This window comes from Marinobacter goseongensis (assembly GCF_023156235.1).
Lineage (GTDB): Bacteria > Pseudomonadota > Gammaproteobacteria > Pseudomonadales > Oleiphilaceae > Marinobacter > Marinobacter goseongensis.
On sequence record NZ_JAKZAI010000008.1, the window covers coordinates 123768 to 141347 of the forward strand.

General features: G+C 60.9%; 19 protein-coding genes and 1 pseudogene. 8 read left to right on the forward strand and 12 right to left on the reverse strand.

Features of this window, described 5'->3' with window-relative positions; all coding sequences use genetic code 11:
• The first annotated feature begins 56 nt into the window (after window positions 1–56).
• The 5 genes from MLC70_RS09245 to MLC70_RS18550 all read left to right on the forward strand — a co-directional run bounded on the left by MLC70_RS09245 (window position 57) and on the right by MLC70_RS18550 (window position 5022).
• On the forward strand, window positions 57–791 hold the full coding sequence (locus tag MLC70_RS09245) for a DUF4393 domain-containing protein (protein WP_248183299.1): 735 nt from the start codon (window positions 57–59) through the stop codon (window positions 789–791).
• A gap of 42 nt (window positions 792–833) precedes the next feature.
• Window positions 834–2057: a DUF445 family protein gene (locus tag MLC70_RS09250; RefSeq protein WP_248183301.1), complete on the forward strand. Its 1224-nt coding sequence runs from the start codon at window positions 834–836 to the stop codon at window positions 2055–2057.
• 24 nt (window positions 2058–2081) lie between these two features.
• The gene (locus tag MLC70_RS09255) at window positions 2082–2870 is read left to right on the forward strand and encodes a hypothetical protein (protein WP_248183303.1); all 789 of its coding nucleotides are present in this window, start codon (window positions 2082–2084) and stop codon (window positions 2868–2870) included.
• Window positions 2867–3583: a hypothetical protein gene (locus MLC70_RS09260; RefSeq protein ID WP_248183305.1), complete on the forward strand. Its 717-nt coding sequence runs from the start codon at window positions 2867–2869 to the stop codon at window positions 3581–3583. The genes MLC70_RS09255 and MLC70_RS09260 overlap by 4 nt, the downstream gene beginning before the upstream one ends.
• A 131-nt stretch (window positions 3584–3714) precedes the next feature.
• Window positions 3715–5022 (forward strand): methyl-accepting chemotaxis protein, encoded by a 1308-nt coding sequence (locus MLC70_RS18550; RefSeq protein WP_282448396.1) that lies wholly within the window; start codon window positions 3715–3717, stop codon window positions 5020–5022.
• Window positions 5023–5076: 54 nt separating this feature from the next.
• Here the strand turns inward: MLC70_RS18550 and MLC70_RS09275 are convergent, their stop codons facing one another.
• The 4 genes and pseudogenes from MLC70_RS09275 to MLC70_RS09290 form a co-directional block, all read right to left on the reverse strand.
• Entirely contained in the window at window positions 5077–6066 is a 990-nt protein-coding gene (locus MLC70_RS09275) for an alpha-D-ribose 1-methylphosphonate 5-triphosphate diphosphatase (protein ID WP_248183308.1), read from the reverse strand.
• Window positions 6014–6379 (reverse strand): annotated as a pseudogene (locus MLC70_RS09280) (MBL fold metallo-hydrolase); the annotation flags it as partial. The pseudogene MLC70_RS09280 and the gene MLC70_RS09275, both read right to left, overlap by 53 nt.
• A 170-nt stretch (window positions 6380–6549) precedes the next feature.
• Entirely contained in the window at window positions 6550–7170 is a 621-nt protein-coding gene (gene ycaC / locus MLC70_RS09285; RefSeq protein ID WP_248183309.1) for an isochorismate family cysteine hydrolase YcaC, read from the reverse strand.
• Between the two features lie 75 nt (window positions 7171–7245).
• A complete protein-coding gene (locus MLC70_RS09290; protein WP_248183312.1) occupies window positions 7246–8118 on the reverse strand; it encodes a pirin family protein in 873 nt (290 codons plus the stop codon).
• A 124-nt stretch (window positions 8119–8242) separates the two neighbouring features.
• On the opposite strand from MLC70_RS09290, the gene MLC70_RS09295 reads away from it, so the two are divergent.
• On the forward strand, window positions 8243–9163 hold the full coding sequence (locus tag MLC70_RS09295; protein WP_248183315.1) for a LysR substrate-binding domain-containing protein: 921 nt from the start codon (window positions 8243–8245) through the stop codon (window positions 9161–9163).
• Window positions 9164–9170: 7 nt separating this feature from the next.
• Here MLC70_RS09295 and MLC70_RS09300 read toward each other — a convergent pair whose 3' ends face one another.
• Together MLC70_RS09300 and MLC70_RS09305 are read right to left on the reverse strand one after the other, a co-directional pair.
• Entirely contained in the window at window positions 9171–9899 is a 729-nt protein-coding gene (locus tag MLC70_RS09300; RefSeq protein WP_248183317.1) for a TrmH family RNA methyltransferase, read from the reverse strand.
• Window positions 9896–11542, reverse strand: a complete 1647-nt coding sequence (locus MLC70_RS09305; RefSeq protein ID WP_248183318.1) for an NAD(P)/FAD-dependent oxidoreductase — start codon at window positions 11540–11542, stop codon at window positions 9896–9898. The genes MLC70_RS09300 and MLC70_RS09305 overlap by 4 nt, the downstream gene beginning before the upstream one ends.
• Before the next feature lie 162 nt (window positions 11543–11704).
• Between MLC70_RS09305 and rlmE the strand changes: the two genes are divergently transcribed.
• On the forward strand, window positions 11705–12328 hold the full coding sequence (rlmE, locus tag MLC70_RS09310) for a 23S rRNA (uridine(2552)-2'-O)-methyltransferase RlmE (RefSeq protein WP_248183320.1): 624 nt from the start codon (window positions 11705–11707) through the stop codon (window positions 12326–12328).
• Window positions 12329–12349: 21 nt separating this feature from the next.
• Here rlmE and MLC70_RS09315 read toward each other — a convergent pair whose 3' ends face one another.
• Both MLC70_RS09315 and MLC70_RS09320 read right to left on the reverse strand, forming a co-directional pair.
• Window positions 12350–13759, reverse strand: a complete 1410-nt coding sequence (locus tag MLC70_RS09315; protein ID WP_248183322.1) for a cytochrome P450 — start codon at window positions 13757–13759, stop codon at window positions 12350–12352.
• Window positions 13760–13785: 26 nt separating this feature from the next.
• Window positions 13786–14106: a 2Fe-2S iron-sulfur cluster-binding protein gene (locus MLC70_RS09320; protein ID WP_248183326.1), complete on the reverse strand. Its 321-nt coding sequence runs from the start codon at window positions 14104–14106 to the stop codon at window positions 13786–13788.
• A 179-nt stretch (window positions 14107–14285) separates the two neighbouring features.
• Between MLC70_RS09320 and cypR the strand changes: the two genes are divergently transcribed.
• Window positions 14286–15314: a transcriptional regulator CypR gene (gene cypR, locus MLC70_RS09325; RefSeq protein ID WP_248183328.1), complete on the forward strand. Its 1029-nt coding sequence runs from the start codon at window positions 14286–14288 to the stop codon at window positions 15312–15314.
• Window positions 15315–15339: 25 nt separating this feature from the next.
• Here the strand turns inward: cypR and MLC70_RS09330 are convergent, their stop codons facing one another.
• From MLC70_RS09330 to fdh3B, 4 genes are all read right to left on the reverse strand, one after another.
• Complete coding sequence (locus tag MLC70_RS09330; protein ID WP_248183331.1) at window positions 15340–15591, reverse strand: sulfurtransferase TusA family protein; 252 nt, start codon at window positions 15589–15591, stop codon at window positions 15340–15342.
• Window positions 15584–15712: a hypothetical protein gene (locus tag MLC70_RS18555; protein WP_282448412.1), complete on the reverse strand. Its 129-nt coding sequence runs from the start codon at window positions 15710–15712 to the stop codon at window positions 15584–15586. The genes MLC70_RS09330 and MLC70_RS18555 overlap by 8 nt, the downstream gene beginning before the upstream one ends.
• Entirely contained in the window at window positions 15709–16881 is a 1173-nt protein-coding gene (locus MLC70_RS09335) for a formate dehydrogenase subunit gamma (protein WP_248183332.1), read from the reverse strand. Before MLC70_RS09335 ends, MLC70_RS18555 begins: the two co-directional genes overlap by 4 nt.
• Window positions 16882–16966: 85 nt before the next feature.
• A complete protein-coding gene (fdh3B, locus tag MLC70_RS09340; protein WP_248183333.1) occupies window positions 16967–17575 on the reverse strand; it encodes a formate dehydrogenase FDH3 subunit beta in 609 nt (202 codons plus the stop codon).
• Window positions 17576–17580: the final 5 nt, after the last annotated feature.

Here is a 17580-nt window from a genome sequence, read left to right on the forward strand (position 1 = left end):
GACATATGTCACGTAAATTGTCAGCAACATAACAACAAGATTGTCAGGCGAGCGCAATGGACAAGCGAAAGCTTACGTCAGCATTACCGGCACCCCTGGTGCCCCGCAGCGGGACTCTTTACCGCCTGCGATCCGTGCTCGGAGAGTTGCCCCCGGTGCAACGGGCAGCGGCGGTTGCCTCCGGGGTCGAGAACCAGCTACTTCTGGCGCTCAGCCATCGCCTGCAACGCCTTGATGGGACACCGTCGCAATCCCACGACGACAGCGCCGACACCCTGCCAACCCTGATCGGCGCAGACACCGCTGGCATGCTCCGGGATCTTCATCAGCGCTCGATTTACCAGACCCGAGAGTCCGCCACCGAGGACCTTATCCGCACCATCGTGCAGCAATTGGTGCCGGACGAGTTACGGGTGCTGGCGCTGGTGTCCGATGAGGGGCCCCATGCCATGTGTCATCTGGATGTGGCCGGTCGCATGGGCAAACCCGGCTATCGCTTGCGGGGCCATCTGAGCCGGATAGGCCAGGAGTCCGGGCTGATGCTGGCGCAGTGGGCACCCCACTACCTCAACCACATGATCCAACTGGGCCTGCTGGACACAGGACCGGTGGTGAAAACCCTCGAACGCAACTACGAAAGCATCGAGAACGGCCTCGCCGTGCGGGCGCTGGCCGCCGATATGGAGCGCCAGGCCGGCGCGAAGGTGCGGTTTCAGCGCCTGTCCTTCGCAATCTCCGATCTGGGCAAGACTCTCTGGGCGAAAGCCCTCGACTGCCGCGACAGCGACTAGACACCGGCCCAGACGGGCAAACAACAACGACTGGAAGTATGTATGGAAGCGGTAGTAAATGACTTCGTGTCAAACCTCTGGCTGTATCTGTCGATGCCGGTGATCAGCGGGGCGGTGGGGTACGTCACCAACGTCATCGCCATCAAGATGATGTTCCAGCCGCTGGAGTTCGTGGGCAAGCCTCCGTTCCTGGGGTGGCAGGGCATCATTCCCCGGCGGGCGGCCAAGATGGCGGCGATTTCCGTGGAGACCATCACCACGCACCTGATCACCCAGGAGGAGATTTTCTCCCGCCTCGATGCCGACAAGGTGGCCAGCGCCCTGGAACCGGCACTGAACGGCATGATCGAGGAAATTGTCGATCAGGTGATGCTGGAGTACGAGCCCAGGCTGTGGGAGTCGCTGCCGGAAGTGGTTAAGCGGCAGATCTACAAGCGGGTCAAACGTGATGCGCCACAACTGATCAATGACATCATGGCCCAGCTCAAGGTCAACATTTCCCAGATGTACGACCTGGAAGACATGGTGGTGACCAACCTCAGTCGCGACAAGGCTCTGCTGAACAAGATCTTCCAGGAGGTGGGGGCAACGGAGTTCCGCTTCATCGGGCGTTCGGGCCTGTATTTCGGCTTCCTGTTCGGTCTGGTGCAGATGGCGGTGTGGCTGTTTTTCCAGCAGGGCTGGCTGTTGCCGGCGTTCGGCCTGCTGGTGGGTTACGCCACCAACGCCATTGCCCTGCAGATGATCTTCAATCCCAAGGAGCTGATGCGTATCGGGCCGTTCAATATCCAGGGTCTGTTCATGAAACGCCAGAATGAGGTGGCCAGCGACTACGGCCGCCTGGTGTCATCCTACGTGCTGACGCCGGCCAACATCATCGAGGGTATTCTGAAAGGACCCTACGCCGACAAGGTGTTCGATATGATCGGGCGGCACGTGCAGCGTGCGGTTGATGAGCAGACCAACCTGGCCAAACCGTTTGTGACCTTCGCGGTGGGCACCCAGACCTACCGGGACATGAAGGCCAGTGCGGTGAAGCGGCTGATCCAGCGTTTACCGGCGACCCTGAAACACATTGAAGACTACGCCGATGAGGCCCTCGACCTTGAGCACACTCTCTCGACCCGGCTGCAGAGCCTGAAACCCACCGAGTTCGAAGGGATGCTCCGACCGGCTTTCGAGCAGGACGAGTGGATACTGATTGCCGTCGGTGCGGCGCTGGGTTGTCTGGTGGGGCTGTTCCAGCTGACCTTCATGTTCGGATAACAGCGCTGGCCCGGGGAAACCGCTATGCCCATACAGATCACGATTCGCAAGACATGGCTGGCCATCGCTGGAACCGTGCTGACTCTGGCGCTGGTGCTGGGTGCCCTGGGCGCCTTCTGGCTGTGGAAAAACCTGGGTGCCGAATTGTTACTGCGTAACCAGCAGGCCAAGGTGGCGATTCCCGAGCCTATGGCCGTCGGCATCGATATTCTCGACAGCCTCGACATTGAGCTGGACACGGTGCTGTCCACCACGGTGCCGATCGACCAGACCCTGACCCTGCCGATCCGGGATACCCTGAACGTGTCCGTGACCTTTGACAGTGCCGTGCCGATCCGCATGGTGGTGCCGTTGCGCCAGAATATCCTGCTGGACCAGACCATCGCGGTGGATGGCGAGGTGGAGGTCAAAGCACTGGGCCAGTGGTTCGAGTTGCCACTGCGGGGCGAACTGCCGGTGAAAGCGACTATTCCGCTGAACGAGGAGATCGAGATTGACCAGATGGTCGATCTCAAGTTCACCGCGCCGGCCCAGGTGGAGTTGCTGGACTCACTGGAGGTGCCGCTCAAAGTGGACATTGCCACGGACATCCCCCTGAAAACCCGCATGTCGGTGCCCGTGCGCTCTCGCATCAACGCCTACGCGACCATCCTCGAACCGGCGGACGCCCTGCTGGCGGAAATGGACCTGGAACTGCCGATTCGGGAGATTGGCCTGTCCTGGGCACCGAAAGAAGGCCCGGAGTCTGACAGTGGCGAACCCACCGCGCCCGGAGCGGAGATTGAGCCGACGTCAGAGCCCACCGCTCCATGAGTACCCTCGGGCGCTGGATCCTGTTCGGCTGGCTGTTTCTGTTGATCGTTGTGCTGGGACTTGCGGGTGGCTTTTTGTTGTACACCCGGGTGGTCATCGGGGTGTCGCTGACCGATCAGTTTGCATTGCTGCGGCTGCCGGCCGAGCTGCGCGTGGATGCCCACACCGATCAGAACGCCGAGCTGACGTTACTGGGCCGGGTGGATGTGGAGGTGCCTTTTCGTCACGAAGCCCTTCCACTGCCGCTGAAAGGGCAGTACCGAACTCACCTCGAACTGGATACCTGGGTGCCCCTGCGGATGGATATCCGCTACCGCGATACGTTGATGGTGGAGACCGACCTGGCAGTGTCTGCCGACACCGGCATGATCTATTCCTGGCTGCCGGAACTGCCGGTCAAGGGCGTATTGCCGGTGCGCTTCGCTTTGCCGGTAGACATTCTGGTGCCGGTGGAGACCATGGTGCAATTGCAGTTCAGTGGCCAGGTGCTGGCGGCGATCGATCAGGTGGTCACGCCGTCGGTGGACACGAAACTGACCACCACGCTGGACCTTGATCTCGATATTGAATCCCCGGTGCTGAATGGCTTTTCGGCCACGGTGATCCCGAAGGAGCGTTCCGTGCCGATCATTCTGGACGACTCGGTGCTCGAGCTTCCACTACAGGATTTGGGGTTCTTCCGGGCGGGTGGCGGTCGCGTACCTATCCAGTAAGTGCTTTCCCAAACTGTCGTCTTTGCTTACAAATCGTTTCCCTAAACATACTTTTTTCTACGCTGTTTTTCGGGTGGGCTGACTATACTCAAAGTTATGGACCGCTCAAATAATACACAGGGGAAGGCAACATGTTTGGCCGCCACCGCATTGCAGAACTGACGCAAGAACTTGAAATCTCACGTAACGATTACACCAGGATGCGCCAGATCCTCGACGCCATCAGCGCTCAGGTTGGGTACATCGAGTTCAGCCGTTCCGGGATTGTGGAGGCTGCGAACGACAATCTGCTGGCACTGGTGGGTTATCAGCGCGAGGAGGTTGTTGGCAAACATCACCGCGCACTGTGTGATTCCCGCTATGCCGCCTCCCCCGAATACCTGCGTTTCTGGGAAGAGCTGGGGCGCGGTACGCCACAACAGGGCACCTTCCCCCGCTATGCCAAAGACGGTCGCCGGGTCTGGCTGGAGGCCACCTATTTCCCGGTCACCGGTGAGGACGGCAACATCTGTAAGGTGGTCAAGATCGCCTGGGATGCCACCGCCGCGCAGGACAGGGTCGCTGACGACACTGCGATGCTGACCGCCATCGACCGTTACATGGCGGTGATCAAGTTCACCCCGGACGGCGAGATACTGGAAGCGAACGACAATTTCCTGTCCACCACCGGTTACAGCAAGGAAGAGATTCTTCACCAGCACCACAAGATGTTCTGCTTCGACGATTTTTATCGCGACAACCCGGACTTCTGGGGCCGGCTGGCCCGCGGCGAAAGCTTCTCCGGCCAGTTCGAGCGTAGAGAGAAGAACGGCAAGAGTATCTGGCTGGAGGCGACTTACAGCCCGGTGCTCGACGCGGACGGAACGGTCTACAAGGTCATCAAGTTTGCCGCCGACATCACCGCACGGGTAAACAGTGCCAAGGAGGCGGCCGAAATCGCCGCGTCCACCTCGGAAGAGACCTCGCAGATTGCAGCCGAGGCCAACCGTGCCCTGGCGGTGGCGGTGGAAACCTCGGAATCGACCCTGGCCGAGGTGGCCAGCGCCGCCGAGGTGAGCAGGGATCTTGAAGCCCAGGCGGAGCGGATTGGCAGTATCGTCAGCACCATCCGGTCGGTGGCCGATCAGACCAATCTGTTGGCGTTGAATGCGGCCATCGAGGCGGCCCGCGCCGGAGAGATGGGCCGTGGATTCGCCGTGGTGGCGGACGAGGTTCGTCAGTTGGCCGCCAAAACCGCCCAGTCCTTGGAAGAAATCTCGGCGGTGGTGTGCAAGAACAGCCAGCTGATCGGTTCTCTGCGCTCCAGCATGGACGGTGTCTCCGACCTGTCTCGCCGCAGCTCTGGCGAAATCTCCAATGTGGCCACAGGTATCCAGGAGGTCGAAAAAGGCATGACCGACCTGGCGGCCGTGGTGGCGAGCCTGACCCGCAGCGAGTAATAGCCGCAGGCCTCACGTCGCCGGTTGCCATGCGTCTGGCCCCCGGCGACCGCATCATCCCCTGCGGAACACCAGCCTGCCACCCACCAGCGTGGACTGCAGCGAGAGCGGTGAGCCGTCGAGTTCGCTCAACAGCAGCAGGTCGGCGTCGAAGCCGGGGGCGATCTGCCCCTTGCTGGCGCCAAGGCCGGCGGCTTTTGCAGGGTTCTCGCTGACCATCTTCCAGGCCTCCTCCAGCGGCAGCAGGTCGTGCTCCGCCGCGACAAACGGTGCGCGGAACAGGCTGGGGTAGTGGTAATCGCTGCACAGAATGTCCACCAGATTCCCGGTAATGGCATCCCGCACACTGATGGCCCCGACATGGGAGCCCCCGCGCACCAGGTTGGGCGCGCCCATGAGTACGGCAACGCCGGCTTCCCGGCTGGCGCTCGCGGTTTCTGCATCCATGGGGAACTCCGCAATGGAGGTGCCGAGCACGCGATTACGCTCTACATCGTCGAGCCCGTGATCATCATGGGACGACAGGCTGACTCCGGCTTGCCGTGCCTGCCGCGCCAGCTCTCCGGTCTGCCGGTCACCAAGGTCTCTCCGATTCTGCAGGCCCTCGAGAAACCGTTGGGTTTCAGCGGCGTCCATGGTGACCCGGCGCCGCAGTCCTGCCAGGTAACGCTCGGTGGCGGCAGGGTTGTCCAGCTCGGGTAAGTGGTCGTTCAGCGACAGCATATGGACGCGCCCGTCTGCCAGCCAGCCCATCAGTTCTTCGTGAAGCTCGGTGTTTACCCGTTCATGACGAATGTGCACCCGTGCCTGACAGCTGAATCGCGGCGACAGTGCCTCGAGTGCGAGCAGGAGCTCGCGCACAGTGTCGCGGCTGCGGGGGCCCGGCTCGAACCCATCGGTGATGCTGTAGTAAAACGTTGTTATGCCATTGGCAATGAGACTGGCATCGTTGGCGGCCAGGGCAAGGTCCAGTGGAAAGGTGGTACCGGCCCGCGGTTTGAGGCTGGAAATCCAGAATGCCGGGATGCCGGAACAGGTCGGCACAGCCGTCGGGGTCGGGAGGGATGAGTACCGGAATCCGTGGGCCTTTGCCCCAGCGCAGGTGAAACAGCCCCTGCACATGATCCGGGTGAAAGTGGGTCAGCAGGATGGCGTCCAGTTCACCCGGGGCGAAGCGGGTGTGCAGATCCATCAGGCCGCCATCAATGAGAATGCGGGTGTCGCCTGTCTCGATCAGGGCGGAGCAAGGCGCCCGTCTGAGGGCCGGATTCTCCGTGGCCAGCGTACAGGCTTCGCACCTGCAGCCGTAAAGCGGTACGCCACCGGCGGCACCGGTGCCGAGAAAGGTTATGCGCATGAGGGCTTCCAGACGTCAGGGAGCGAGGCAGGCTTGATGAGTTGCCAGCGCCATGAATATCGCACAAGCCTAGCGGCGTGGAATGACTGTTTTGTGACAGCAGGAAGGTTGGGGGCGGGAGGTATTACGGTCATCCTGCCCACCGGGAATGTGGACAGGATGACCGAGTATCAGCCCTTCTGAGCGGTATAGCTTTGAATCAGGTTGGCGTAGTGGGGCAGGTGCTTGGCCAGGATGCCGCCAAAGCCCTCGATGTCATTGCGCCAGTCGCGGTGCAGTTCACAGCCGACATTGAACCAGTTCATCAGCTGGGCACCGGCCTGCTCCATGCGGCTCCATGCGGCGTCCCGTGTGGTCAGGTTGAAGGTACCGGAGGCATCGGTCACCACGAAGACTTCGTAGCCTTCTTCCAATGCAGACAGGGTCGGGAAGGCCACGCACACGTCGGTCACCACCCCGGCAATCAGCAGCTGTTTCTTGCCTGTTGCCTTGACGGCGTTGACAAACTCTTCGTTGTCCCACGCATTGATCTGGCCCGGGCGGGCGAAATAAGGCGCATCGGGGAACATCTCCTTCAGTTCCGGCACCATCGGGCCATTCGGGCCATCTTCGAAACTGGTGGTCAGAATGGTCGGGATGTCAAAGAACTTGGCAATGTCTGCCAGCGCCAGCACGTTGTTCTTGAAGTCATCCGGCGAGAAATCCCGCACCAGTGACAACAGGCCGGACTGGTGATCGACCATCAGCAGTGCGACATCGTCCTTGTTCAGTCGGTTGTATTTGAACGCCATGTTTACTCTCCTTTATTACGGTCATGTTGAGGTGCCCGGCAGAAGCTGCCGGGGTCTTGCCAGCAGGTTTCGCGGTTACCGTTGCTCCAGAGCGCCAAACCTGCCGTTCTGGAAGTCACGGATGGCTTCCTGAATCTCACCGGCTGTGTTCATGACAAAGGGGCCATGCCCCACAACCGGTTCGTTGATCGGTTCGCCACTGAGCACCAGGAGCCGGGCACTGTTGTTGGCCATCAGCTGGATGTCGGTGCCTTGTCGGTCAAAACTGACCAGTTCGGCGTCGCGAAGAACCGTGGTTCCGTTGACCTGAATCGTGCCCTTGAGCACCGCCAGAAACGCCGTGTCGCCTTCCGGCAAAGCCAGCGAGGTTTCGGCGCCGGCCTCCAGGGCGACATCCCAGACGTTGAGCGATGTGAAGGTTCGGGCGGGGCCGCGGTGGCCCAGATAGTCACCGGCGATAACTCTCAACTCGCCATTCAGGTGCTCCAGGGAAATCCTCGGAATATCCCGGTCCAACAGGGTCTGATACGCCGGCTTGGCATTCTTGTCACGGGCCGGCAGGTTGACCCAGAGCTGGACCATTTCCAGGGCACCGCCGCGCTCGGTGAAGGCGGGCGAGTGAAACTCCTCGTGCACGATGCCCGCGCCGGCGGTCATCCATTGCACATCGCCCTCAGCAATCAGCCCGCCACTGCCGGTGGAGTCGCGATGCTCCAGCTCGCCCTGGTAAACCAGGGTGACGGTTTCAAAGCCCTTGTGGGGATGCTGGCCGACGCCACGCCGGTGGCTTGCCGGCGTGAAGTGCGCCGGTCCGGCGTAGTCGAGCAACAGGAAGGGGCTGATGTTGCCGGCGCCCATGCGGTCGTAGGAGAACAGCGAGCGCACCGGAAATCCGTTTCCCACCCAGTGACCACGGGGCGGGCTGTAGGTTGCCAGAATCTTTTTCATTGCGATCTCCCATCCAGATCCGTCGACGCTGCGCCGATGTTCTATATTCAGCATAGATGGGGAGCTCTGGCCCGGGTAGCCGGTAAAATCTATACTCAGTGTTCTATTTTCAGGACGATGAACCATGCAGGATCTCAACGACCTCTATTACTTCGTGCAGGTGGTCAATCACGGCGGCTTTGCTCCCGCCGGCAGAGCGCTGGGAGTGCCGAAATCCAAGCTGAGCCGCCGGCTGGCGGTATTGGAGGATCGCCTGGACACCCGGCTGGTGAACCGTTCCACGAGGCGGTTCACCGTCACCGAGCTGGGGCAGGACTACTATCGCCATTGTGTGGCCATGCTGACCGAGGCGGAGGCTGCGCAGGAGGTAATCGACCAGGCCCGGGCCGAGCCCCGGGGGGTGGTGAAACTGAGTTGTCCGCCGGGGCTGATCTACTTTCACGTGGGTCAGCTGTTGGTACGGTTTATGGCGGAGTACCCCGAGGTCAAAGTCGAAATTGATGCCACCAGCCGTCGCGTCGATGTGCTCAAGGAGGGTCTTGACCTGGCGCTACGGATTCGTTTCCCGCCCCTGGAAGACAGCGGGCTGACCATGAAAGTGCTGTCAAAGAGCCCGCAATGCCTGATGGCATCCCGGGACTTTTTCGATCACCGCGCCAAACCGGAAAGCCCCGCGGACCTGGCTAACCTGCCCAGCCTGGATTTTGAACAGCCGGACGGGAAACACGTTTGGTGTCTGGACGGTCCGGACAGTGCGGTTGCCCAGGTACACCACTCGCCGAGGCTGGTGACCGACGATGTCTTCACCCTGCGGCAGGCGGCGCTCGAAGGCCTGGGCGTGGTCCGCATGCCCCTGATTGTCGGGGGGCGGGATCTGGTGGAGGGGCGGCTGATCAACGTTCTGCCCGGATGGCAGCCCAGAGGCGGGATTCTCCACGCGGTGTTCCCCTCGCGGCGTGGGCTGTTGCCGGCGGTGAGGGCGTTGCTGGACTACCTGGCCAACTCCATGGACGAAGTGGATTTTTCGATGCTGGAGCCGGTCTGAGGGTGGTTTATCCCCGGTTCAGCTCATACACCGCCATGTTGACGGCAGATGCCAGGTTCAGCGACTCAATGGCGGCAGCGCCGGGGATGGTGAAACGGCGGGCGCCAAGTTCTGTGAGCGATTCGCCGGGAACACCGCGGGCTTCATTGCCGAACAGGTAGCAGTCGTGGCTCTGGAATTCCGCGCTGGTGATCGCGTCACCGCCGATATCGAGGCAAGCGATCCGGGCGTAACGGCTGGCCAGGGTGTCCAGGCTGACGTCGGTCTCCACCGGTACATGGAAAATGGCCCCCATGCTGGCACGCACCACTTTCGGGTTGTAGGGATCGACGCTGCCGGGGCTGAGCAGGCAACGGAATCCGCCAAACCAGGCCAGGGTGCGCAGAATGGTGCCCAGGTTGCCGGGGTCCTGAACCTCATGCAGGTAGATGGCTTTCTCCGCGAGCGTTTCGCCGGTGCCCGCAGGTGGCGGCAGGGGCACCACCGCGAGGATGCCCTGGGGGGTTTTGGTGTCCGCCAGTTGCGTCATGTGCCGGTCGCTGATCACCTGCCGTGGCAAGGAGCCTGGCCAGTCCTGGTAGGCGCTGGTGACCAACAGCTGCGCTTGCTGCCAGTGGCGGTTGCCGGCTGCGGCCTTTTCCAGCTCCTGCACCAGATGTTCGCCCTCCACCAGAAAATGGCCGAAAGCCTGGCGGTATTTCTTTTGATGCAGCTTCTTGATGTCGTCCAGCTTCACGGCGCGCTTCCCTGACTCTCTTCACTGCGCTGAAGATCCGTCATGATGGCTTTGGCGACGGCTTCGGCGACTTTGATGCCGTCCACCCCGGCGGACAGGATGCCGCCGGCATAACCGGCGCCTTCACCGGCCGGGTAGAGGCCGCGGGTGTTCAGACTTTGCAGGCTCTCACGATCGCGGGTGAGACGGACTGGAGATGAAGTGCGGGTTTCCACGCCGGTCAGCAGCGCGTCGGCCCGGTCAAAGCCACGGATCTGGCGCCCGAACGCCGGCAGGGCCTCGCGGATCGCCTCGATGGCGTAAGGCGGCAGTGACGGCGCAAGATCCCCCAGGCGGATACCGGGTTGGTAAGAGGGCTCTACCTCACCCAGCGTGTCTGACGGCCGGCCCGCGATAAAGTCCCCCACCAGTTGAGCCGGCGCGCAGTAGTCGCTGCCGCCGAGCACGTAGGCGTTGGCTTCCAGCCGTTCCTGCAGTTCGACCCCGGCCAGGGCATCGCCCGGGAAGTCCTGCTTGGGTTCGATATTGACGACAATGCCGGAGTTGGCATTGCGCTCGTTGCGGGAGTACTGGCTCATGCCGTTGGTCACCACCCGCCCGGGTTCTGAGGTGGCGGCCACTACGGTGCCGCCCGGGCACATGCAGAAACTGTAAACTGCGCGGCCATTACTGGCGTGATACACCAGCTTGTAGTCCGCCGCGCCCAGGGCCGGATGGCCGGCGTATTTGCCCAGCCGGGCATGGTCGATCAGGCTTTGCGGGTGCTCGATGCGGAAACCGATGGCAAACGGCTTGGCTTCGACAAACACACCGCGGCGGTGCAGCATACGGAAGGTATCCCGGGCGCTGTGGCCCAGCGCCATCACCACGTGGCGGCTCTGCAACTGTTCGCCACTGGCCAGTTCCACCCCCTGAACCTGGCCGTTCTCCACCATCAGGTCGGTGACCTTCTGCTGGAAGCGGATTTCGCCACCCAGCGTGATGATTTCGTCGCGCATGCGGGACACCACGCCGGTCAGCCGGAAGGTGCCGATGTGGGGTTTGCTGACGAACAGGATCTCCTCCGGGGCACCGGCTTTCACAAACTCAGCCATCACCTTGCGGCCGTAGAATTTCGGGTCCTTGATCTGGCTGTAAAGTTTGCCGTCGGAGAACAGCCCCGCGCCGCCTTCACCGAATTGCACATTGGATTCCGGCGACAGCTGCTTTTTCCGCCACAGCGCCCAGGTGTCCTTGGTGCGGCGGCGCACGTCCTTTCCCCGTTCCAGCACAATGGGCCGGAACCCCATCTGGGCCAGCAGCAAAGCGGCGAACAATCCGCAGGGCCCGAGCCCGACGACAATCGGGCGCTCAGTCAGGTTCTCGGGGGCTTCCGCCACCGGATAGTAGGCGGTATCCGGCGCCGGGCGCACATGGGTATCCTCCGCGAACCGTTCCAGTACTGCGGCCTCGTTCTGCACGGTCAGATCGACGATGTAGACGAATTTGATCTCGCTGTTCTTCTTACGGGCGTCGTAGCTGCGCTTGAACACGGTCAAGTTCAGCAGATCGGCGTCGCGGAGCTGCAGGCGCTGCAGGAGGGCGGCCCTTAGGGCGTCCTCCGGATGATCAAGGGGTAATGCCAGTTCGGTAACGCGAATCATGGGATTTCCTGGCCGCCGGGTTATGGCCCGGCAGGTTGCAGTTGCAGAAGTGCGCCCATTGTACTGCCGGGCAGGGGCCTTGTCAGGCATTGGGCGGCTTTTGCGGTGGGCTTTGGGCAGGCGTACAATGCGGCTTTTCCCGCAGTGAGCAGAAGGCACCCCATGGCCCGTTCCAAAAGCAGTAACCGCTGGCTCGAAGAGCACGTCAACGATCCCTTTGTGAAGCAGGCACAGCAGGACGGTTACCGCTCCCGTGCCAGTTACAAATTGCTGGAGATCAATGACAAGGACCGCCTGATCCAGCCCACGGCACTGGTGGTGGATCTGGGCTCTGCGCCGGGCGGCTGGTCCCAGGTGGCCGCGAAGCTGGTGGGCCACAAAGGCCGCGTGGTGGCATCGGACATCCTGCCCATGGATGCCATCGCCGGGGTCGAGTTCATTCAGGGGGATTTCACCGAGCAATCGGTGTTTGACGAGATCATGACGACATTGGACGGCGCCCGTGCCGACGTGGTCATCTCCGACATGGCACCCAACATCAGCGGTGTGAATGTGGCCGACCAGGCCGCCTCCATGTATCTGGTGGAACTGGCGCTGGACATGGCCTGTCAGGTGCTCAAGCCCAAAGGCAGTTTTGTCGCCAAGGTATTCCACGGTGAAGGCTACGACGAGTATGTCAAAGCCGTGCGTGAGTCCTTCGACAAGGTGGTGATCCGCAAGCCGGATTCTTCACGGGCGCGGTCCCGGGAAGTGTACCTGGTGGCCAAGGGGTTCCGGGGCGCGTGAGCCTCGCCCCGGCCCCTGTCGCTAGGTTTTCGCCGTGAGTTTCACCTGCATCCGGGTGTAGCCACGGACAAAGTTCGACTGCACATAGCCCGGCTCCTCCAGCACCTCAATGTGATCAAAGCGCTTCAGGATTTCCTCCCACAGAATCCGCAACTGCATTTCCGCCAGCCGATTACCCATACAGCGATGGACGCCAAAGCCGAATGACAGGTGTTTGCGGGCATTTTTGCGGTCAATGATGAAGCGGTCCGGGTCTTCATCAAACGCCCGTTCATCGCGATTGCCCGAGGCATACCACATGACAACCTTGTCGCCCTTGCGGATGGTTGCCCCGTTCAGGGTCACGTCCTGTTTGGCAACCCGGCGCATGTAGGCCAGCGGCGTTTGCCAGCGAATGATCTCGGACACCATGTTGGGTATCAGGGCGGGGTTCTTTTTGAGTTTGGCGAATTCATCGGGGAACTGATTGAGCGCCAACACACCGCCGGTCATCGAGTTACGGGTGGTGTCGTTGCCACCCACAATCAACAGTACCATGTTGCCCATGAACTCCATGGGACGGTTGATCATGGTGCGAGTGCTGTCGTTGGCCAGCAGCAAACTGATCAGGTCGAAACCGGGCTCTTCGCCGGCGGCCAGGCGTGCCTCTTTCTCGCGCCACAGCAATGACAGGGTTCTGGCCATATCGGTGGCAACGTCGAACGCTTCGTCCGTATTGGACAGGCCGCCGGTGGCTTCCGGCGGGCTTGCGGCTACGTCGGACCAGTAAGCGAGCTTGTGACGCTGATCGAGCGGGAAATCAAGCAGCGTGGCGAGCATCCTCGAGGTGAGGTCAATGGACACCTTCTGTACCCAATCAAACGGCTCATTGACCGGCAGTTGATTCAGGACATCCGCGGTACGGCTGCGAATCAGGCTTTCCATTTGCGCCAGATTCTTCGGCGCCACAACACCCTGCACCGCCTGGCGCTGTACATCATGTTTTGGCGGATCCATGGCAATAAAGGTTTCCAGCTCCAGCCCCTCGGGTTGTGGCCCGATGGAAATGATCGGCTCGGCAGAGAACAGATCATGGTGGGTGTCGACGAACATGATGTCTTCGTAACGGGTAACCGACCAGAACGGGCCAAACGGACTGTTGCCCTGATAGTGCACCGGGCATTCATCCCTCAGTCGCCTGAAATAGGAATGCCATAACCCCTGCCGGTACAGGAACGGGTTGCTGACATCGATATCCCGGAGCGCCAGCGTCGACACATCCGGCAGTGGGGTCTCGCGGAAAACCGGAATCGGGCGGGCTCGGCCTGCCCGTTGTTTGAGACCCTGAAACGCGTGAGCGCCTCTGATCTGCCAGTGCATCGGGATAATGGCGGTGGCTTTATCCAGCGCCGGCTGGATAACCGGCTCAAGTAACGGGCGCAGTAGGCTCATGCTTCACCTTTGAAGTGTTGTGGTAATCACATCTGAAATTCGGGCAGGCGCACAACCATGCCATCCAGGTGCTCCGTGACGGTGACCTGGCAGGACAGGCGAGAGGTCTCGGTTTTCTCCGGCGTCAGTCCCAGCATGCCCTGCTCATCCGCCTGGATGCCGCCGGTGGCCTGAATCCAGTGTTGATCGACGATTACGTGGCAGGTGCCGCACGCGCACGCGCCGCCGCAATCGGCGTCGATCCCGGGTACGTCGTTATCGACAGCCGCCTGCATCAGTGACTGGCCCTCCTCGATGTTGACGACATGTTCTGTGCCGTTGTGCTCAATGAAGGTGATCTGACCCATAACCCTCTCGCTTCTGTTGTGTCCGGAATTAGCAGTGATGCGGCCAGATTAGGTGCTGCAGTGCGGCGGCGGCAGGTCATAAATTGACATTAGGGAGTCATTTAAAGACACTCGGGTACGGCGGGATGGGTTTGAGGCAGGCCGCCTGATCAACGCCAACGGATTAACAAGAAGGCCCTATGACCACCATCGACTCCGGCATTGCGAGTATTCCCTCGAACTACAGCCGCCTGATTGCCCGGGAGTTGGGCCTTCAGACGCAGGACGTGTCCGATTTGCTGGCGATGACCGGTTTGTCTGTCGATCAGTTTCTGCGGGAGGACACCTTGCTGACACCCCAAAAGCAATTGCAGATCCTGCAGAACAGTCTGCGTATGGCCAATGATGCAGCTTTCGGTTTCCGGATAGGGCGTCGCCTGACCTCGCCGACTCACGGTGCTATGGGGTTTCTGGTGAACAGCAGCCCCGATCTGCATACCGCGTTGCGGGCATTCCAGGAATTTTTGCCAACCCGTATGAGCCTTGCCCGGCTGCAGTTAGAAACCCGGGGAGACTGGCTGGAGGTCACCTGCAGCTTTGACAGGGTGCACGAGGAAGAACTGCATCGGGTGCTGAGCGAGATCGCCGTCACCATCTTTTTTGAAAGTGCCGAGTTCATTGTGGGCCGCCCCCTGGAGGAGGCGGTCAGTTGCTTTGTTCACCAGAGGCCGGCCTACGGAGACCGGTATGCCGACCATATTCCCGGCCCCGTAGAATTCGGGGCCGGGGCGTTCAGGCTGAGAATGCCGCTGGCGGTGTGCCGGATTCCGAACGCGTCCGCTAACGATGAAAATTACAGGATGGCGTTGCAACAGTGCGAGGCCATGCTTACCCAACTGCATCCGGATCAGAAAACTTGCACCTACCAGGTCAAGAGAATGCTGCTGTCGCACCCGCCCGGAACCTTGAGCGAAGACGAGGCCGCCGCGATGCTGTTTGTCTGCAAGCGAACGCTTGCGAGAAGGCTGAAGCGCGAGGGGAGCAGTTTTCGACAACTGCGAAACGAAATTCTCTCGCAGCAGGCGATCGGTTATCTACGGGACGGCACTCTGTCGATCGAGGCGATGGCAGAATTGCTGAACTATCACGACAGCGCCAATTTCCGGCGGGCGTTCAAAAAGTGGTTCGACGTGACGCCGGATGAATACCGGCGTCACAACCTGTCCTGACCGTGTGCCGACGAACTTAGTCGCGTCAGGCCAGACAGATGCGATAACGGATCACGCCCGCGTCTTCCTCGCGGATCCATTCAATCCTGTGGCCGGTGACTTCGCACAGTAACTGCAGGTCGCCACGGCCGCTGGGGTCGTCGGCGAGAAAATCGACCCGTGTTCCGCTGGGCAGATGTTGGGTGCGTTTTTTCAAACGCAGAATCGGGAGGGGGCACACCAGTCCGATGGCGTCGATCTGGTGAACCTCCTGCAGCGCGGCGGTTTGATCAGTCAAGCCGCACACTCGTTGCGCTGCTGCCTTGTTCGGCGGTGGACCAGCCGAGTTGCTCCAGTATTTCCGGGGCGAGAAAAGCAATCACCAGGGCGGCGGCAAACGCCAGAATCATGACCTTCACGTTGACTCTCCTTTCGCCTGCTTGGCTTCGACTTCGGCCACCCACAGATCATGATGCTGGCGCGCCCATTCGACATCTACCTGACCGTTACCCATGGCATCGAACGCACCTTCCATACCCACCGAACCGATGTAGATATGAGCGATGATGGCGACCATCATCACGAACGCCACGATCGAGTGCCAGATATTGGCGTACTGCATCTCCTCGTGGGGCGCGAGAACCGTCGGGAAATCGGTGCCCAAAATGCTGTTCATTACGCCAAAGGTCTTGGCAAACATCGGCATTTCAAACGGAAACAGCAGTGACAGGCCAGACAGTGACACCGAGAAGCCCAGAATCATCACTGTCCAGAAAATGATCTTCTGGCCGGCGTTGAACTTTTTGGCGGGCGGATGGGATTTGGTGAAGATGCCGCCGCCTGCCTTGAGCCATTGCCAGTCCAGCTTGTTGGGGATGTTGTGGGCGACCCACATGACGAACGTCATGACCAGACCCAGCATGAACGCCCAGGCCACGTTGTTGTGGAGCCACTTGGAGCCTGCTGCCAGAGTCGCAAAGGCGTCCGGCCCCATCACCGGGATCAGAAAGCTGCGTCCCATCAGGGTAATCAAGCCGGTGAGGCCGAGGGCAATGAACGAGCCGGCCAGCAACCAGTGGCCGAAGCGTTCGATGGCCTTGAAGCGTTCGATGGTGGTCCCTGCGGGTCCGCCATCGATTTTGATGCGTCCGCGCACAAAGTAGAACACGGTCAGCAACGCGATGATGCCAAGCAGCGCCAGGCCGCCGTAGGTGAGCACCGGGCCTTCACGAAGCTTGTACCAGGGCATGCCGCCGTCCTGGATCAGAACATCAGCGGCCGGGCTGCGGGCCTGGGTGGTGATGTCACTGTCGTTATAGCGAATGCCGCGCCAGGTGTCGGCGTCCGAGACACCTCCGCGGGTGCCGAGCGGTTCGCTGATGGCGGGCGCCTTGTCAGGGTTGCCCAGATTTTCTGAGCGGAACGACTCGTCAACTTTCATCTGTTGCTGACGGGCCATGATGTCTTCGAGGGTCTGAGCACCCCCGGTGCTGGACCGGTCGACCTCGGCGGTCTCCTGCGCCCACGTCGGGTTGACCAGCAGCGTCGCCAGTGCAAACACCGCGGCACCAAACAGTTTCATGTTCATGAGAACACTCCAGCGGAATGGACAATAAGAAGCGGTTGCCCGAAGGAATTCCGGGGCACTAGGGCCCCGGATCCATCAGTTGGGCTTAAGCGCCCTTCTTCTCGTAGGCTGTGCCCCATCCCCAGGCGCCAGAACCGAAACCACGGTTCACCACGCGTTGGCGATAGATATCCGCCACCTCGTTGCCATCACCGGCCAACAGGGCTTTGGTTGAGCACATTTCCGCACAGATGGGCAGTTTGCCCTCTGCAATCCGGTTGCGCCCATACTTGGCGAACTCGGCCTGGGAGTTGTCCTCTTCCGGACCACCGGCACAGAACGTGCACTTGTCCATCTTGCCCCGGCTGCCGAAGTTACCCGCCTGCGGGAACTGGGGCGCACCAAAGGGGCAAGCGTAGAAGCAGTACCCACAACCGATACACAGATCCTTGGAGTGCAACACCACACCGTCCTCAGTCTGGTAGAAGCAATCCACCGGGCAGACGGCCATACAGGGCGCGTCTGAACAGTGCATGCAGGCTACCGAGATCGAACGCTCTCCGGGTTTGCCATCTTCGATGGTGACCACGCGTCGACGGTTGATGCCCCAGGGGACCTCATGCTCATTTTTACAGGCCGTTACGCAAGCATTGCATTCGATGCAGCGCTCGGCATCACAAAGGAATTTTGCGCGTGCTTGTCCTTCAAGAGCCATTTTCT

Excerpts from the sequence above, each read along its gene's own strand:
- MLC70_RS09250 (WP_248183301.1), top strand. The coding sequence starts at position 834 with ATGGAAGCGGTAGTAAATGACTTCGTGTCAAACCTCTGGCTGTATCTG.
- rlmE (WP_248183320.1), top strand. The coding sequence starts at position 11,705 with ATGGCCCGTTCCAAAAGCAGTAACCGCTGGCTCGAAGAGCACGTCAAC.
- MLC70_RS09260 (WP_248183305.1), top strand. The coding sequence starts at position 2,867 with ATGAGTACCCTCGGGCGCTGGATCCTGTTCGGCTGGCTGTTTCTGTTG.
- MLC70_RS09290 (WP_248183312.1), bottom strand. The coding sequence starts at position 8,118 with ATGAAAAAGATTCTGGCAACCTACAGCCCGCCCCGTGGTCACTGGGTG.
- MLC70_RS09305 (WP_248183318.1), bottom strand. The coding sequence starts at position 11,542 with ATGATTCGCGTTACCGAACTGGCATTACCCCTTGATCATCCGGAGGAC.
- cypR (WP_248183328.1), top strand. The coding sequence starts at position 14,286 with ATGACCACCATCGACTCCGGCATTGCGAGTATTCCCTCGAACTACAGC.
- ycaC (WP_248183309.1), bottom strand. The coding sequence starts at position 7,170 with ATGGCGTTCAAATACAACCGACTGAACAAGGACGATGTCGCACTGCTG.
- MLC70_RS09295 (WP_248183315.1), top strand. The coding sequence starts at position 8,243 with ATGCAGGATCTCAACGACCTCTATTACTTCGTGCAGGTGGTCAATCAC.
- MLC70_RS09315 (WP_248183322.1), bottom strand. The coding sequence starts at position 13,759 with ATGAGCCTACTGCGCCCGTTACTTGAGCCGGTTATCCAGCCGGCGCTG.
- MLC70_RS09320 (WP_248183326.1), bottom strand. The coding sequence starts at position 14,106 with ATGGGTCAGATCACCTTCATTGAGCACAACGGCACAGAACATGTCGTC.
- MLC70_RS09255 (WP_248183303.1), top strand. The coding sequence starts at position 2,082 with ATGCCCATACAGATCACGATTCGCAAGACATGGCTGGCCATCGCTGGA.
- fdh3B (WP_248183333.1), bottom strand. The coding sequence starts at position 17,575 with ATGGCTCTTGAAGGACAAGCACGCGCAAAATTCCTTTGTGATGCCGAG.
- MLC70_RS18550 (WP_282448396.1), top strand. The coding sequence starts at position 3,715 with ATGTTTGGCCGCCACCGCATTGCAGAACTGACGCAAGAACTTGAAATC.
- MLC70_RS09245 (WP_248183299.1), top strand. The coding sequence starts at position 57 with ATGGACAAGCGAAAGCTTACGTCAGCATTACCGGCACCCCTGGTGCCC.
- MLC70_RS09335 (WP_248183332.1), bottom strand. The coding sequence starts at position 16,881 with ATGAACATGAAACTGTTTGGTGCCGCGGTGTTTGCACTGGCGACGCTG.